The 15179-nt window shown below is 61.6% G+C and carries 12 protein-coding genes; all 12 read left to right on the forward strand.

The annotated features are described in order from the left end of the window. Positions 1 to 2 precede the first annotated feature (2 nt). Genes EL234_RS06985 through EL234_RS07040 form a run of 12 tightly spaced genes read left to right on the forward strand, consistent with a single transcriptional unit; the run spans position 3 to position 15179 of the window. Positions 3 to 1340 (forward strand): NADH-quinone oxidoreductase subunit D, encoded by a 1338-nt coding sequence (locus EL234_RS06985; protein ID WP_241969124.1) that lies wholly within the window; start codon positions 3 to 5, stop codon positions 1338 to 1340. After that, positions 1340 to 2011, forward strand: a complete 672-nt coding sequence (gene nuoE / locus EL234_RS06990; protein ID WP_126416779.1) for an NADH-quinone oxidoreductase subunit NuoE — start codon at positions 1340 to 1342, stop codon at positions 2009 to 2011. Before EL234_RS06985 ends, nuoE begins: the two co-directional genes overlap by 1 nt. Next, on the forward strand, positions 2008 to 3348 hold the full coding sequence (gene nuoF / locus EL234_RS06995) for an NADH-quinone oxidoreductase subunit NuoF (protein ID WP_126416780.1): 1341 nt from the start codon (positions 2008 to 2010) through the stop codon (positions 3346 to 3348). Before nuoE ends, nuoF begins: the two co-directional genes overlap by 4 nt. After that, entirely contained in the window at positions 3345 to 5900 is a 2556-nt protein-coding gene (locus EL234_RS07000) for an NADH-quinone oxidoreductase subunit G (RefSeq protein ID WP_126416781.1), read from the forward strand. Before nuoF ends, EL234_RS07000 begins: the two co-directional genes overlap by 4 nt. Continuing rightward, entirely contained in the window at positions 5897 to 7210 is a 1314-nt protein-coding gene (nuoH, locus tag EL234_RS07005; RefSeq protein ID WP_322787195.1) for an NADH-quinone oxidoreductase subunit NuoH, read from the forward strand. Before EL234_RS07000 ends, nuoH begins: the two co-directional genes overlap by 4 nt. After that, the gene (gene nuoI, locus EL234_RS07010; RefSeq protein WP_126416782.1) at positions 7203 to 7880 is read left to right on the forward strand and encodes an NADH-quinone oxidoreductase subunit NuoI; all 678 of its coding nucleotides are present in this window, start codon (positions 7203 to 7205) and stop codon (positions 7878 to 7880) included. The genes nuoH and nuoI overlap by 8 nt, the downstream gene beginning before the upstream one ends. Continuing rightward, positions 7874 to 8809, forward strand: coding sequence for an NADH-quinone oxidoreductase subunit J (locus tag EL234_RS07015; protein ID WP_126416783.1), 936 nt, complete (start codon positions 7874 to 7876; stop codon positions 8807 to 8809). The genes nuoI and EL234_RS07015 overlap by 7 nt, the downstream gene beginning before the upstream one ends. Continuing rightward, the gene (gene nuoK / locus EL234_RS07020) at positions 8809 to 9099 is read left to right on the forward strand and encodes an NADH-quinone oxidoreductase subunit NuoK (RefSeq protein WP_126416784.1); all 291 of its coding nucleotides are present in this window, start codon (positions 8809 to 8811) and stop codon (positions 9097 to 9099) included. Before EL234_RS07015 ends, nuoK begins: the two co-directional genes overlap by 1 nt. Positions 9100 to 9121: 22 nt before the next feature. Further along, complete coding sequence (gene nuoL, locus EL234_RS07025) at positions 9122 to 10996, forward strand: NADH-quinone oxidoreductase subunit L (RefSeq protein WP_126416785.1); 1875 nt, start codon at positions 9122 to 9124, stop codon at positions 10994 to 10996. 12 nt (positions 10997 to 11008) lie between these two features. After that, positions 11009 to 12520: an NADH-quinone oxidoreductase subunit M gene (locus EL234_RS07030; protein WP_126416786.1), complete on the forward strand. Its 1512-nt coding sequence runs from the start codon at positions 11009 to 11011 to the stop codon at positions 12518 to 12520. Further along, positions 12517 to 14175, forward strand: coding sequence for an NADH-quinone oxidoreductase subunit NuoN (gene nuoN / locus EL234_RS07035; RefSeq protein WP_126416787.1), 1659 nt, complete (start codon positions 12517 to 12519; stop codon positions 14173 to 14175). Before EL234_RS07030 ends, nuoN begins: the two co-directional genes overlap by 4 nt. Beyond that, positions 14172 to 15179 carry a polyprenyl synthetase family protein gene (locus EL234_RS07040; RefSeq protein WP_241968971.1) on the forward strand — a complete coding sequence of 336 codons (1008 nt, stop codon included), beginning with the start codon at positions 14172 to 14174 and terminating at the stop codon, positions 15177 to 15179. The genes nuoN and EL234_RS07040 overlap by 4 nt, the downstream gene beginning before the upstream one ends.

The raw sequence follows: 15179 nt of genomic DNA on the forward strand, positions 1-15179 counted from the left end.
CCATGCCACGTGCCACACGCGCCGCCACGGAAGAGTCGATGGCGGGCGCTAAAACCTACGAAGCTGTGGGCGGTGACTGGGGCGATATTGCTAAGGACGCCGAAGCGCTCGGAGAAGAGCATATTGTTGTCAACCTTGGCCCGGTGCATCCGTCCACGCACGGCGTGCTCCGCGTTCAGGTGGAGCTCGACGGCGAACGGGTTAACGAAGTTCGTGCCGCAACTGGTTTCTTGCACACGGGTATTGAGAAGAACATGGAGTATCGCACCTGGACTCAGGGCGTGACCTTCTGTACTCGCATGGACTATGTGGCTCCGATTTTCCAAGAGGTGGCCTACTGCCAGGCGGTTGAGAAGCTACTTGGGATCGAGGATCAGATTCCGGAGCGTGCGCAGGCGATCCGCGTGCTGCTGCTGGAGCTGACCCGGATTTCTTCGCATATCGTGGGCATCGGCTCGGGTGGTAACGAGCTGGGTGCGACGACGATGCTGACGCTCACCTTCCGCCTGCGTGAAGACGTGCTGAGGATTTTGGAAGACATCACGGGCTTGCGCATGAACAACGCGTTCATCCGCCCGGGCGGCGTGCTCGATGACCTGCCAGAAGGCGGCACCGACTATATTCGCGAACTGCTGCCGGGGATCCGCAACACGATTTCGGAGATGCAGGATCTCACGCTTGGCAACCCGATCTTTAAAAAGCGGCACGTGGACGTGGCGGTCTCCCCGCTGTCGTCGCTCATGGCACTTGGAATGACGGGCCCGTCGATCCGTGCGGCCGGCGTGCCGTGGGATCTGCGTAAGACCCAGCCGAACTCGGGCTATGACCTCTACGAGTTTGACGTGCCGGTTGCTGATAAGAGCGATGGGTACAACCGCATCAAAGTCAAGTTTGAAGAGTGCTACCAGTCGATCCGGATCATCTACCAAGTGCTCGATCACTTGGATAAGACGAAGGGTCAGCCGGTGATGGTGGAAGACAAGAAGATTGCTTGGCCGGCGCAACTGTCGATTGCGGCCGATGGCCAGGGCACCACCCCGGAGCACGTTCAGCACATCATGACCGAATCGATGGAATCGCTGATTCACCATTTCAAGCTGGTCACGGAAGGCTTCCGGGTGCCGGCCGGGCAGGTGTACCAGCTGATCGAGCATCCGAAGGGTGTGCTCGGTGTTCATCTTGTGTCGTCCGGTGGAACGCGCCCGTACCGCGCGCATTTCCGTGATCCGGGATTCAACAATCTGCAGTCGCTGGCGATCATGAGCGAGGGCGGTCTGCTCGCCGATCTGATTATTGCGCTGGCGGCAGTTGACCCAGTGATGGGAGGAGTGGATCGCTAATGAACTACACCCCTGAAGTTGAGGCGCGGCTACGCGCGGATGCCGAGCAGGTGATTGCACGGTATCCGAACTCGCGCTCGGCCATCATGCCGCTGTTGCATTTGATCCAGTCTGAGGACGGCTTTTGTTCCCCGCGCGGTATCACGTTAGTGGCAGACATCCTTGGCCTGACCCGGGCCCAAGTCTCGGCCGTGGCTACGTTCTATTCGCAGTACCGGCGTCGTCCCAACGGTGAATACAACGTGGGCGTGTGCACGAACGCGCTGTGTGCCGTCATGGGCGGCGACATCATTTGGGACGAGCTCAGCGAGTACGTCGGGGTTGGCCACGATGAGACGACGGCGGACGGCAAGATCACGCTCGAACAGCTTGAGTGCAACGCCGGTTGCGATTACGCGCCGGTGATCATGGTGAACTGGGAGTTTTTCGATAACCAGACTCCGGCGTCGGCGAAGCAGATTGTGGACGACATTCGGGCCGGTAAAGATATTCATCCCACGCGCGGCCCGGACAAGGTGCACACGTTCAAGGAGATTTCGCGCGTGCTGGCCGGTTTCGAAGATGGTCACGTGGACGAAGGCCCGGCGGGTGGCGAGGCCACGATGGCCGGCCTGCGGATTGCCCGCGAACAGGGCTGGACCGCACCGGTGAGCGAGGAGGAGCAGCAATGAGCGAGTTGACGGCGCCCGGGACGCTTGCGCCGGTGCTCAGCGACATGTGGGACAAGGAGCGTTCGTGGACGCTCGAATCCTATCGGGCTAATGGCGGCTACCAGGCCATTGAAAAAGCGTGGCAGATGGCCGGCGAGGACGGCGCGATTACCAACCTTGTCAAGGAATCTGGCCTGCGCGGGCGCGGGGGAGCGGGCTTTCCTACCGGGCTCAAATGGTCATTCTTACCTCCTGCCGACGGCGGGCCGCGCTACCTTGTGGTCAACGCCGACGAATCCGAGCCCGGCACGTGTAAAGATATTCCGCTCATGATGGCCAATCCGCACGTGCTTATCGAAGGCATGATGATCTGCATGCTCGCCATTGGCGGTCACCACGGGTTCATCTACCTGCGCGGCGAAGTGGTGCACGTGTACCGGCGGTTGCTGGCGGCCGTGCGCGAGGCACACGAAGCCGGGTTGCTGGGCCGCGGGCTCGGGCCGAATGGCGATTATGATCTGGAGATCACCGTGCACGCCGGTGCCGGCGCCTACATTTGCGGTGAGGAAACCGCGCTTCTTGATTCTCTTGAAGGCCGACGTGGCCAGCCTCGGCTCAAGCCCCCGTTCCCGGCTGTGGAGGGCTTGTATGCGCGGCCAACAGTGGTCAATAACGTCGAGTCGATCGCCTCGGTACCCGGGATTATTAATAACGGCCCGGACTGGTTTAAGAAAATGGGCGAGAACACCAAGAACTCGGCCGGTCACGGTATTTTCTCGCTATCGGGGCACGTCAAGCGGCCCGGTCAATACGAAGCGCCGTTTGGTATTACGATGCGCGAGCTGCTCGAGTTGGCTGGCGGTATTCGCGACGGGCACGAGCTGAAGTTTTACGCGGTGGGCGGCTCGTCCGCGCCGCTGTGCACACCCGACCATCTGGACGTGCCGCTGGGTTACGAAGAAGTAGCCGAATCCGGGTCGATGCTTGCGACCAGGGCGATACAGGTGTTTGACGACACGGTGTCGGTGGTGCGGGTCGTCTCCCGGTGGAACGACTTCTACCAGCACGAATCGTGCGGCAAGTGCACGCCGTGCCGGGAGGGCACGTATTGGATGCGCCAGATCCTGCACCGGTTTGAAGACGGCCGTGCACGCGAAGGCGATATTGAATTGCTTGATGAAATCGCGGGCAATATTGCGGGCAGGTCGTTCTGCGCGCTGGGTGATGCGGCAGCAACCCCGGTGCGTTCGGCGATTAGCCTGTTCCGCCACGAGTTCGAAGCGTGCATGGGCACGCCGGTTCGTGAGCAGTTCCCGATCGAAAAGTCCGCACTCTTTGCTGAGGTAGGTGTTCTATGACCGTGCCAGACGAGCTCGTCACGCTCAAGATTGATGGCAAAGAGACCTCCGTTCCGAAAGGAACGCTGATCATCCGTGCCGCTGAGAAGATCGGCGTGCATATTCCGAGGTTCTGCGATCACCCGTTGCTGAAACCGGCGGCCGCGTGCCGCCAGTGCCTGGTTGAGGTGGCCTCCCCGAACCGGGAAGGCGTGGTGGCAAAGATGCCGAAACCGCAGCCGGCGTGTGCTGTGACGGTCTCGCCGAATATGGAGGTCTACACGCAGGAGACCTCCGCGGTGGCCGAAAAGGCCCAGCACGGGATCATGGAGTTTCTGCTCATTAACCATCCGATGGACTGCCCGGTGTGTGACAAGGGCGGCGAATGCCCGCTGCAAAACCAGGCGATGACGGACGGGCGCACCGAATCCCGTTTCGTTGACATCAAGCGGACGTACCCGAAGCCGATCTCGGTCTCCCCGCAAATCCTGCTGGATCGCGACCGCTGCATTCTGTGCCAGCGGTGTACCCGGTTCTCCGAGCAGATCGCCGGTGACCCGTTTATTCAGCTGCAGGGCCGCTCCGGCGGTTCACCGGGCATGGAGGTGCACGGCCTGCACGGTTCGCAGATCGGTAACTTTGACGCCTCGATCCTCGGCTTTACTGACCACGAGGGCAACGACGCACAGATTGTTGATAATGAATATGCCGGGCCGGGAGGCTTCGCCGGTAGTCAGGTTGGTTTCGCCGCCGGTCCTGTTGAGCCGGGCGAAATGGACGTGACGGGCAAGCCGTTTGCGTCGTACTTCTCCGGTAACGTCATCCAGATTTGCCCGGTTGGCGCTCTGACGTCCGCGGCTTACCGCTTCCGCGCGCGGCCGTTTGACTTGGTGTCCGTACCGTCCGTGACCGAGCACGATTCCTCTGGATCTGCGATTCGCGTGGATTACCGCCGCGGGCAGGTGGTACGCCGTTTGGCGCAAGAAGATCCGGATGTGAACGAAGCGTGGATCACCGATAAGGATCGTTTCGCCTTCCGTTGGCAGGCTGGTCCGGATCGGCTCAAGTACCCGCGTGTTGCAGATATGCCCGACGGCCCGACGTCGTGGTTCGACGCGCTCGGCGCAGCGGCTGACGGGCTGCAAGCGGCCAAGGGCGTGGGAGTTATTACCGGCGGGCGCGTCACGCTCGAAGACGCCTACGCCTACGCGAAGTTTGCCCGTATCGTGCTGGGTACGAACGATGTTGATTTCCGTACCCGCGCCGGATCGGACGAAGAAGATTCCTTCCTTGCTGCGCAGGTCGCGGCAACGGGGCTCGGGGTCACCTACAGCGATCTGGAGAAGGCCGGGCATGTGCTCACGGTGGGGCTGGAAGCCGAAGACGAAATCGGCAGCGTGTTCTTGCGGCTGCGCAAGGGCGTGCTCGCCAAGACCACCACGGTGTCAGTGATTTCTGCCTACAAGACACTCGGAACCGAAAAAATGAATGCACGCTTCGTGCCGGCAACACCGGGCACGGAAGCGGAGGTGTTGAACGCGATGGCCGAAGGCGCCGAGGGCGTATTCGGCGAGGTCTTCGCAGACCTGAACACCGACGGCGCGATCATCCTCATCGGTGAACGTACGGCAGCGACGCCGGGGGCTTTGACCGCGGCACGCAGGCTTGCCGAGCGCACGGGTGCACGCATCGCGTGGATTCCGCGGCGTGCTGGCGACCGCGGCGCAATTGATGCCGGCGTGATGCCCAATCTGCTTCCCGGCGGGCGGCAGGTGGCCGATCCGCAAGCACGGATCGACACGGCAGCCGTGTGGGGCGTTGAGGCGCTACCATCCGAACCGGGGCGCTCGACCGAGCAGATCTTGGAAGCCGCCCGCACTGGTGAGATCGACGCGATCATCCTGGGCGGCGTTGAACTTGCTGATCTTCCCGCAGGGGCAGATGAGGCGCTACGCAACGTGTTCGTCGTCCAACTTGAAGTGCGCGATACGGAGACGACGGCGCTTGCCGACGTCGTCCTCCCGGTGGCGCCCACGGCCGAAAAGGGCGGAACGTTCGTCAACTGGGAAGGCCGCCTGCGTCCGTTCGGACAGTCGCTCGTCACCACGTCGCTGCCAGATCGGCGCGTGCTACATGATCTGGCCGAAGAAATGGGAGTTGACCTCGGGCTGGCAACGCTTGCGCAGGCCGTCGAAGAAATGGCCGAGCTGCGCAATTGGGACGGCGAGCGCGCCGTCGCACACGACGTCGAAGCCGCACCGGTACCCGCGGTTGGCCCCGGACAGGCCGTGCTCGCTTCCTGGAAGCAGATGCTGGACGCCGGAGCCCTCCTCAGCCACGAACCGCACCTGGCCAAGACAGCCCGCAAGCCAGTGGCCGTCATGTCGCCGAACACTGCGGCTGGGGCAACCACGGTCACCCTACGCGGCCCGAAGGGAACGCTCACACTCGACGCTGTGACTCAGGCGATGCCCGACGGCGTGGTGTGGGTACCGCAAAACTCGCCGGGGAGCCAGATCCACCTGATCGGGGCGAACGCTGGCGACGTCGTCGACTTGGAGGTAACGCAGTGAACGTCTTCATGAGCGGCGGGGTAGCCGCGGACTTCAGCCAGGACACCTGGTGGATCTGGGTGATCAAAGCTGTTGCCATCATCTTCTTCCTTATCTTCTCCGTGATCTTCGCGCTGTGGTTCGAACGGCGCCTGCTCGCGAGAATGCAAAACCGTCTGGGGCCAAACACGGTCGGCCCGCTCGGGCTTGGCCAGTCCTTCCCGGACGCGCTCAAGCTCATGCTGAAAGAAGACTTCTGGCTGGCCGGCGCCGACCGGGTGATCTACGCGATCGCCCCGGTGATTTCGGCGCTCGCGGCGTTCACGGTCATGGCCGTCATCCCGGTCGGCCCGAACGTGTCCATGTTCGGGAATAACACGCCGATCCAACTGGCGGATTCGCCGGTGGCGATGCTGTTCGTGCTCGCCGTGGCCGCGCTAGGTGAATACGGCATGGTACTCGGCGGATGGTCGGCAAAGTCCACCTTCCCGCTGTATGGCTCGGTGCGCGCGGCCACGCAGATGATTTCTTACGAGCTGGCTCAAGGGCTGTCGCTCGTCACGGTGTTCGTGCTGGCGCAGACGATGTCCACGTCCGGCATCGTGGCCGCCCAGCAGCCGCTGTGGAACATCCTGCTGGCACTGCCCGCGTTCATGATTTTCTTCGTCACCATGTTCGGCGGCACCAACCGTCTGCCTTTCGACCTTCCCGAAGCAGAAGGCGAAATCGTAGCCGGCCCGCACCTGGAATACTCCTCGATGAAGTTCGGCTGGTACTACCTGGCTGAGTACATCAACATGCTCAACATGTCGATGCTCGCCACCACCCTGTTCCTTGGCGGATGGCGCTCGGGTCCGATCCTCACGTGGATCTTCGGCCTGTGGGGCGGGGATCCCAACCAGGGCTGGTTCCCCGTGCTCGTGTTCCTCGCCAAGACATGGTTCTTCATGGGCATCTTCGTGTGGGTGCGCGGCACGCTGCTACGTTTCCGCTACGACCAATTCATGCACCTGGGCTGGAAGGGTCTCATCCCGGCCGCCCTCGGATGGCTGGCGATTGTGCTCGTCGTGATCGGAGTCGACGCCGTCGTCGGAATTAACGTCCGCAACGTCATGGTCATCCTCTCCACCGGCTACGCACTGATTTTGCTGATCTGGGCCTTCGGAGACGACACGGAAGAAAAGACGGAGCAGGAGATCATCGCCGAGCGGGAGAGCCAAGAGTTCGACGGTTTCGAGAACGGATACCCCGTTCCACCACTTCCGGGTCAGCACCTTCCGCCGTCGCCACGAGCGCGCACGACGGTCACCAAGGAGAGCGAGAATGTCTGATAATACGCCACGTTTTGAACAGCCGGATCCGGCGCTCTACGGGCCAACAAAGAAAGGCCCCATCGCCCGGTTCCTCAATCCCGTCGCGGGCTTCGGAGTCACGTTTTCGACGATCTTCCGGCCCACCGTCACGGAAGAGTACCCGTACAAGAAGGTTCCTACCCGGCCGCGCTACCACGGTTTGCACAAGCTCAACCGGTACGCCGACGGCCTAGAAAAGTGCATCGGCTGCGAACTGTGCGCATGGGCGTGCCCGGCCGACGCGATCTACGTGGAAGCCGGCACGAACACCCCGCAGGCGCAGTTCTCGCCAGGTGAACGCTACGGCAAGGTCTACCAGATCAACTATCTGCGCTGTATCTTCTGCTCGTACTGCATCCAAGCCTGCCCAACCCGCGCGCTGACGATGACGAACGACTACGAGATCACCGGCCCAACCCGGGAGGGCATGATCTACGACAAGGGCGAACTGCTGGTACCGCTGGCCGAGGGCATGCTCAACCCGCCACATCCGATGGCGGAGGGCACGACCGACGCCGACTACTACCGCGGCGCTGTCACCGGGCCAACCCAGGCGCAGATCGACTGGGTGGCAGAAAACCGCCCCGACGATCCTTCGCTGAAAACAGCACAGGCATCCGATAGGCAGGAGGCCGACGTAGCATGCTAGAGATTTCTCTTGGCGAGATGATCATCTTCGGCGTCGTTGCCGTCATGATGGTCGCACTCGCACTGTACGGGCTACTGTTTGCACGCAAGGCCGTGCACTCCGTGGTCTGCGTCATTTTCATCATGGTGGGACTCGCAGTGTTGTACACCGCGCAGGAGGCCCCATTCCTCGGGGTGGCTCAAGTGGTGGTCTATACCGGGGCGATTCTCATGATGTTCCTCTTCGTGCTCATGCTTATTGGCGTGGATTCTGCTGACTCGACCCACGAAACGCTCAAGGGGCAGCGTGCCGTGGCCGTGCTCGGCGGGCTCGGCGTGGCGGCGATCCTTATCGGCGTGCTGCTGGGAGCCGCGCATCCGCCGGCCGTGGGCCTCGAGGCGGCGAACACGGAGGGCAACCCGGTGGGCGTGGCCAAGTCGATCTTCTCCAACCACGTGCTCACCTTGCAGATCACCGGCACGCTGCTCATCGTGGCGGCGCTCGGCGCGATGACGCTCACCCACAAGGATCGCTTACGCCCGATCGTCACCCAAGAAGAGCGTGCACACCGCAAGATGCGCGACTTCATCACCAAGGGCACCCATGTGGGCCACAAGCCGAACCCGGGCGTGTACGCGGAGTCCAACTCCTCGGCCAATCCCGCGCTGACGGCCTACGGCCAGCCTGAGAAGGGCTCGGTGAACCGCGTGCTGCAGATCCGCGGGCAGGTGCGTACGGTTGGCGAAATTTCGCCGAAGACCGTGGAACGCATCGCAACCGGGGATGGTATTTCCGGGCCGAGCACCTACGGCAAGGTCGGCAGGTCGAAGCTCATGGGCATGCCCGGCGAGATCGCACCCGATCACGACGCGGCGCTCAAGCGTTTGGAACAGCTTGAATCCGGTAGCGGGCACACCGCCGAACTCGAAGCGCAGGAGGATGACCAATAATGCCTTATCTAGTCCTCGCTATCATCCTCTTTGTTATCGGTGGTGCAACAGTGCTCACCCGGCGCAACGGCGTGGTGGCCCTGCTCGGCGTCGAAATCATGCTTAACTCGTGCAACCTTGTGCTCATCACATTCTCCCGTATGTGGGGAAACCTCGAAGGGCAAGTGTTCGCATTCTTCGTCATGGTGGTAGCCGCCGCGGAAGTCGTGGTGGGCCTAGCCATTATCGTGTCCATCTTCCGAACCCGCAGGTCCGCCTCGCTTGACGGCGCGAACCTCATGAAGAATTAGGCAGGTGTGAGAATTGGTTGACATGATTTGGCTAACCGTCGCGATCCCGCTGGCGAGTTTCGCGATTCTCTTGCTCGCAGGCCGAGCAGCCGACGCGTGGGGGCACTGGCTGGCGATTGCCGCGTCGACGGCGTCGCTACTGGTTGGTGCCGGAGCCACGATTCAGCTGTTGGGTATGGACTCTGCCGCGCGCGTTATTGACAACACGTATTTCACGCTTATTCCCGGCGAGTTTGCGGTGGACTTTGGCATGCGGGTTGATCCGCTGTCGATGACGTTCGTCATGCTCGTGACCTTCGTGGGCACGCTCATTCACATCTACTCGGTGGCCTACATGGAGCACGATCCGGACCGGCGGCGTTTCTTCGCCTACCTCAACCTGTTCGTGGCGGCCATGTTGCTGCTCGTGCTCGGGAACTCCTACGTGGTGCTGTTCTTCGGTTGGGAAGGCGTCGGCTTGGCGTCCTACCTGCTCATCTCGTTCTGGAACCACGTTCCCGAATATGCGACGGCGGGCAAGAAGGCTTTCGTCATGAACCGCGTGGGCGATCTGGGCATGCTCGTAGCGATGATGGCGATGGTAGCCAACATCGGTTCGCTGAGTTTTGCCGACGTCGAAACCACAACGCTCAGTACCGGCGCGGCCACGTTCATTGGCCTGTTCCTGCTGCTGGCTGCCTGTGGTAAGTCGGCGCAGTTCCCGCTGCAAGCCTGGCTGGGCGACGCGATGGCCGGCCCGACCCCGGTGTCGGCGCTCATCCACGCGGCCACGATGGTGACCGCGGGCGTCTACCTCATGGTGCGCTCGGGTGCGATCTACGCGGCGGCCCCGACGGCGGCACTCGTGGTGACCTTGATCGGCCTGATCACGCTCGTATTCGGTGCGATCGTGGGTGCGGCGAAAGACGACATGAAGAAGGTACTGGCCGCCTCCACGATGTCGCAGATCGGCTACATGATGCTGGCAGCCGGGCTCGGACCGGTAGGTGCAGGCTTCGCGATCTTCCACCTCGTCACGCACGGCTTCTTCAAGGCCAACATGTTCCTTGGTGCTGGTGCGGTCATGCACGCGATGGATGACGAGGTCTCCATCCGTGGCTTTGGCGGGCTGTCCAAGCACATGAAGATCACTTACTACACGTTCCTTGCTGGCTATCTGGCCATCATTGGTTTCCCATTCCTCTCGGGCTTCTACTCGAAGGACAAGATCATCGAAGCTGCCTTCACCGGCGAGGGCGTACAGCCCTGGATCTTCGGATCGGTCACGGTGGCAGTTGCCGCGCTCACGGCCTTCTACATGTCGCGCCTGTTCTTCGGGATCTTCCTTGGAAAGGAACGCTGGAGCTCCGAAGGCCCGGATGCGAAGCATCCGCACGATCCACCGGCACTCATGTGGGTTCCGATGGCGATCCTGGCCGTTGGTTCGCTCGGCCTTGGCGCCGTGCTCAACTATGGTGGATTCCTCACGTGGCTAGAGCCGTCGATCGGACACATGGCACACGAGGATCCGGTTCTGCCGATCCCGGTCATTACCGGCATAACGTTACTTGCCGTGGCTATCGGCGTCGGTATTGCATGGAAGATGTACGTGGCGAACCCGATGCCGAAGGCCGCCCCGGTGGGCTCTGGCCTGACCCGCGCGGCACGTAACGACCTGTTCCAAGACGACATCAACGAGTCGCTGTTCATGAGGCCCGGTATGGCTCTTGTTGCGGCAACGGATGCTGCCGATCGCGTGGTGGTTGACGGCGCTGTGGAGGCAATCGCGAAGGGCGGGCCCGCGCTCGGAAGCGAGCTCGGGAAACTGCAAACAGGCTACGCGCGAAACTATGCCAGCTACATTTCGATTGGCGTGGTGCTAGCGCTCATCACGGTCGTTGCGGCGATCGGGTTCTAGGAGGAGATTGACGTGCACACAGTTTCAGAGGCCAGCTTCCCCTGGCTGACAACCATCATTCTCCTCGCCGCGGCAGGCGCGCTCGCACTGTGGCTTATCAAGCCCTTACGCAAGTTCGCGCGCCCACTCGCGTTAGGCCTATCCGTCGTTGTTGCGGCGCTCTACGTGGTCGCGCTGGTGACCGAGTTCGACGTCGCCAATGCAGGCACCATTCAGGTAGCCGAAAACTACTCGTGGATCCCGCAACTGGGTGTGAGCCTGGCATGGGGTATCAACGGCATGGGCGCAGTTATGATCGCCCTGTCCGTCTTCCTTGTTCCGGTGGTTATTCTCGCCTCTTCTGAAATCGACGACGAGCGCATCCACGGCTACCTGGCGTGGGTGTTGGCGTTGGAAGCGATCATCATCGGCCTGTTCGCAGCACGTGACCTGTTCGTGTTCTACGTGCTCTTCGAGCTGATGATCATCCCGATTTTCTTCATGATCGGCCGCTACGGCAAGAGTGAGAACCGGCGCCGGGCCGCAATGAAGTTCCTCATTTATTCGCTGCTCGGCGGGCTCATCATGCTGGTGGGCGTCATCGCCGTGTACGCATACGGCCCGGGTGGGGCTGGCGGTTTCATGATCGACAACCTGGCCACCGGCCTGCAGATCTCTGAGTCTGCACAAATGTGGGTCTTCCTCGCCTTCTTTATCGCGTTCGCGATCAAGGCTCCGATGTGGCCCGTCCACACGTGGCTACCGGATGCGACTGAGGAAGCACCTGCGGGCACCTCCACATTGCTGGTTGGCATTTTGGACAAGATGGGCACGTTCGGCATGATCGCCATCTGCCTGCCGATCTTCCCGCAGGCATCAACGACGGCGGCGCCGGTGATTATGGTCCTAGCACTGGTTTCCATCATATGGGGCGCCCTCATGGCGATTGCGTCCAAGAATCTTATGCGCCTCGTGGCTTACACGTCGGTGTCGCACTTCGGCTTCATGGTGCTAGGTATTTTCTCTGGATCGACGACGGCGATGGCCGGCGCGATCTTGTACATGGTGGCACACGGCGTGGGAACGGCAGCGCTGTTCCTCGTGGTCGGCTTCCTCGGCCAGCGCGGCAAGTCGCACATGATCGCCGACTACGGCGGCTGGCAACGGGTCACCCCGCTGATCGCGGGCGCATTCCTCATCGCAGGGCTTGCAACGATCGCGCTTCCAGGCCTATCCGGATTCATCCCCGAATTCATGGTTCTCATGGGCACGTTCAAGGTACGCCCGGTATTTGCGCTTGTGGCCGTGATCGGCGTCGTCTTGGCAGCGCTCTACATCCTGTTGCCTTACCAGCGCGTGTTTACCGGCCCGAAGCCAGACGTGGAGGCTAAGGATCTTGATGGGCGTGAGAAGGTCGTGGTGGGTGTTCTTATTGCGGCCATGCTCGGGCTGGGCATCTATCCGGCTCCCGCCTTGGAGGCTATTAATCCGGTAGCTGAGCAGTATGCGAGCTATGTTGACCTGAGCGAAGGGAGCAACAAGTGAACTTCCACATTGAATGGGTAGCAGTTATTCCGCTGCTGATCGTGCTCGGTGCGGGGGTCGTGGGCACGCTTGTCGAAGCTTTTGTGCCGCACCGGTTCCGCCGGCCAATCCAGATTGCGGGCTCGCTCATCTCGCTTGCCGCCGCCCTCGTGGCAGTCGTGTGGCGGTGGACCGAGCTGCAAGCTGCCAATATTCAAGCGCAGGCGCTGTCGTCGTCGCCGCTTCCGGCCCATCCGCTCGCTGGCATGCCAGGTACCGGATTTGAAGGGGTGCCGACCGGAATCCAGAGCGTCGGACTGGTAGAAGACAACATTTCGCTCATCGGGCAGGCGATCATCCTGACCTCGGCGCTACTCGCCTTCCTCGTCATGGCCGACCGCAGCGAAACCCGCGAGGGTGCCTTTGCCGCTTCTGCAGCCACGCGCCCCGGGTCGCCTGACGAACGGGAGATGACGAAGGCCGGCCGCCAGCAGACCGAAATCTTCCCGCTCGCCATGTTTGCGACGGGCGGGATGATGGCCTTCACCTCGGCCTACGATTTGCTCACGCTGTTCATCTCGCTCGAAGTGCTTTCCCTGCCGCTCTACGTGCTGGCTGCAACCTCGCGGCGTAAGCGCTTGCTGTCACAAGAGGCCGCGCTGAAGTACTTTATTCTGGGCGCGTTCTCCTCGGCGATCTTCCTCATGGGTGCTGCGCTGATCTACGGTGCTACCGGTTCGCTGTCGCTCGTGGGCGCGGTGATCCGCTTCCGCTTCGGCCCGGGTGGCGACTTCACGGCGCTACTTGCCGTGGGAGCGATCATGGTGCTCATCGGCCTGCTGTTTAAGGTGGGCGCGGTGCCGTTCCATTCGTGGACCCCGGACGTCTACCAGGGTGCACCCACACCGATCACAGGCTTCATGGCCGCAGGCACGAAAGCCGCCGCTTTCCTTGCGATGGCACGCGTGTTCTTCTGGACCGCCTCGCTCGTGCACGATTCAGTCAACGTGTTCATGTGGATCGTCATCATCGCAACGATCGTGGTTGGCACCGTGATGGGTCTTATCCAAACGGACATCAAGCGCCTGCTCGCGTACTCGTCAATCGCGCACGCCGGTTTCATCCTCATCGCGATCAACGCGATCAACCATCCGAACGGTTCGGAAGCGACCACGCAGCTGGCGTTCACGTCGATCATGTTCTACCTGTTGGCCTATGGAGTTGCTACCGTCGGCGCGTTTGGTATCGTGACACTCGTGCGCGAAAAAGACGCCAACGGCAACATCTTGGGCGAGGCCACCAAGCTCTCCAGCTGGGCTGGTCTCGGCAAGCGCAGCCCGCTTCTGGCTGCGGCGATGAGCCTGTTCCTGCTGTCCTTTGCCGGTATTCCACTCACGGGTGGTTTCATTGGCAAGTTCCGGGTATTCCAAGCCGGTGTGGGCACAGGGCAGACCGTGCTCGTGGTGATTGCAGTGCTCGCTTCGGCGGCCACCGCGGTGTTCTATTTCCGCCTCATTCAATTAATGTATTTCCGTGAACCGGAGGGCGAAACCACCGTGGCTGTCGAGTCTGAGGGCATGTCGATCGTGGCGATCATCATGGCCACAATCTTGACCGTTGCGCTGGGTGTGTTGCCCGGCCCGGTTCTTGATTTCATCAACGGGTCGTTTGTGTGAGCGTAGCTGAATTTCTTTCCAGTGACGATCCGTTTGCCCGGCGCATCTCGCAGCGCATGGCGGTTGTGGAAGACCGCCTGCGCGAGCAGACCCGGGTAGACGACGTCGTTGCAGATCCTGTCACGTCCCATCTCGCCGACGCGGGTGGTAAGCGGCTGAGGCCGCTACTGACTTTGTTAGCGGCCGAGCTTGGGCCGAATCCTGATTCGAGCCACGTCATTGATGCGGCGGTGGTGATGGAACTGACCCACTTGGCGTCGTTGTATCACGACGACGTCATGGACGAAGCTCCGATGCGGCGCGGCGTGCCAACTGCACAGTACATTTTCGGTAATTCGTCGGCGATCATGGCCGGTGACGTGCTTTTTTCTCGGGCGTCAAAGATTGTTGCCGGGCTCGGGCAGAAGGCGATCTACATGCATGCCAACGCTTTTGAGCGTTTGTGCATGGGGCAGTTACACGAGATCGTTGGGCCGCGTGAGGGCGAAGATCCGATCGAGCATCATGTGGCCGTGCTGTCCGGCAAAACGGGTTCGCTTATTGCAGCGGCGGCACACCACGGTGTGATGGCTGCCGGGGGCTCCGACGAGATCAGCCACAAGCTTGAACAGTTCGGCGAACGGATCGGCGTCGCGTTCCAGATTGCCGACGACGTCATCGACCTATCCGACGACGAGCTCACCGGCAAGACCGCGGGCACCGACCTGCTCGAAGGCGTGCCCACGTACCCTACTTTGTTGCTCAACAAGCGGGAAGCCGAGGGTGAGCTAGACGCGGCAGGCGCGGAAATCTTAGCGGCGCTGCGCCAGGGCAATCTCGACGAAGGCGACCGGCTCGCCGCCGTCGTGGCTGCGCTACGGGAGCACGACGTCGTCGCTGAAACCCGGGATGTGGCACGCAGCTGGGTGGATGATGCACTGACGTACCTTGTAGGGCTCGACGACTATCCGGTGTATGACTACCTCGTCGCGTTCGCTCACGGCATGGTAGAGCGAATGTACTAG

Origin of the sequence: Trueperella bialowiezensis (assembly GCF_900637955.1) — a bacterium.
Lineage (GTDB): Bacteria > Actinomycetota > Actinomycetes > Actinomycetales > Actinomycetaceae > Trueperella > Trueperella bialowiezensis.

Bases quoted from the DNA above. Each gene is read 5' to 3' on its own strand.
- EL234_RS06985 (WP_241969124.1), top strand. From the start codon at position 3: ATGCCACGTGCCACACGCGCCGCCACGGAAGAGTCGATGGCGGGCGCT.
- nuoE (WP_126416779.1), top strand. From the start codon at position 1,340: ATGAACTACACCCCTGAAGTTGAGGCGCGGCTACGCGCGGATGCCGAG.
- nuoF (WP_126416780.1), top strand. From the start codon at position 2,008: ATGAGCGAGTTGACGGCGCCCGGGACGCTTGCGCCGGTGCTCAGCGAC.
- EL234_RS07000 (WP_126416781.1), top strand. From the start codon at position 3,345: ATGACCGTGCCAGACGAGCTCGTCACGCTCAAGATTGATGGCAAAGAG.
- nuoI (WP_126416782.1), top strand. From the start codon at position 7,203: ATGTCTGATAATACGCCACGTTTTGAACAGCCGGATCCGGCGCTCTAC.
- EL234_RS07015 (WP_126416783.1), top strand. From the start codon at position 7,874: ATGCTAGAGATTTCTCTTGGCGAGATGATCATCTTCGGCGTCGTTGCC.
- nuoK (WP_126416784.1), top strand. From the start codon at position 8,809: ATGCCTTATCTAGTCCTCGCTATCATCCTCTTTGTTATCGGTGGTGCA.
- nuoL (WP_126416785.1), top strand. From the start codon at position 9,122: ATGATTTGGCTAACCGTCGCGATCCCGCTGGCGAGTTTCGCGATTCTC.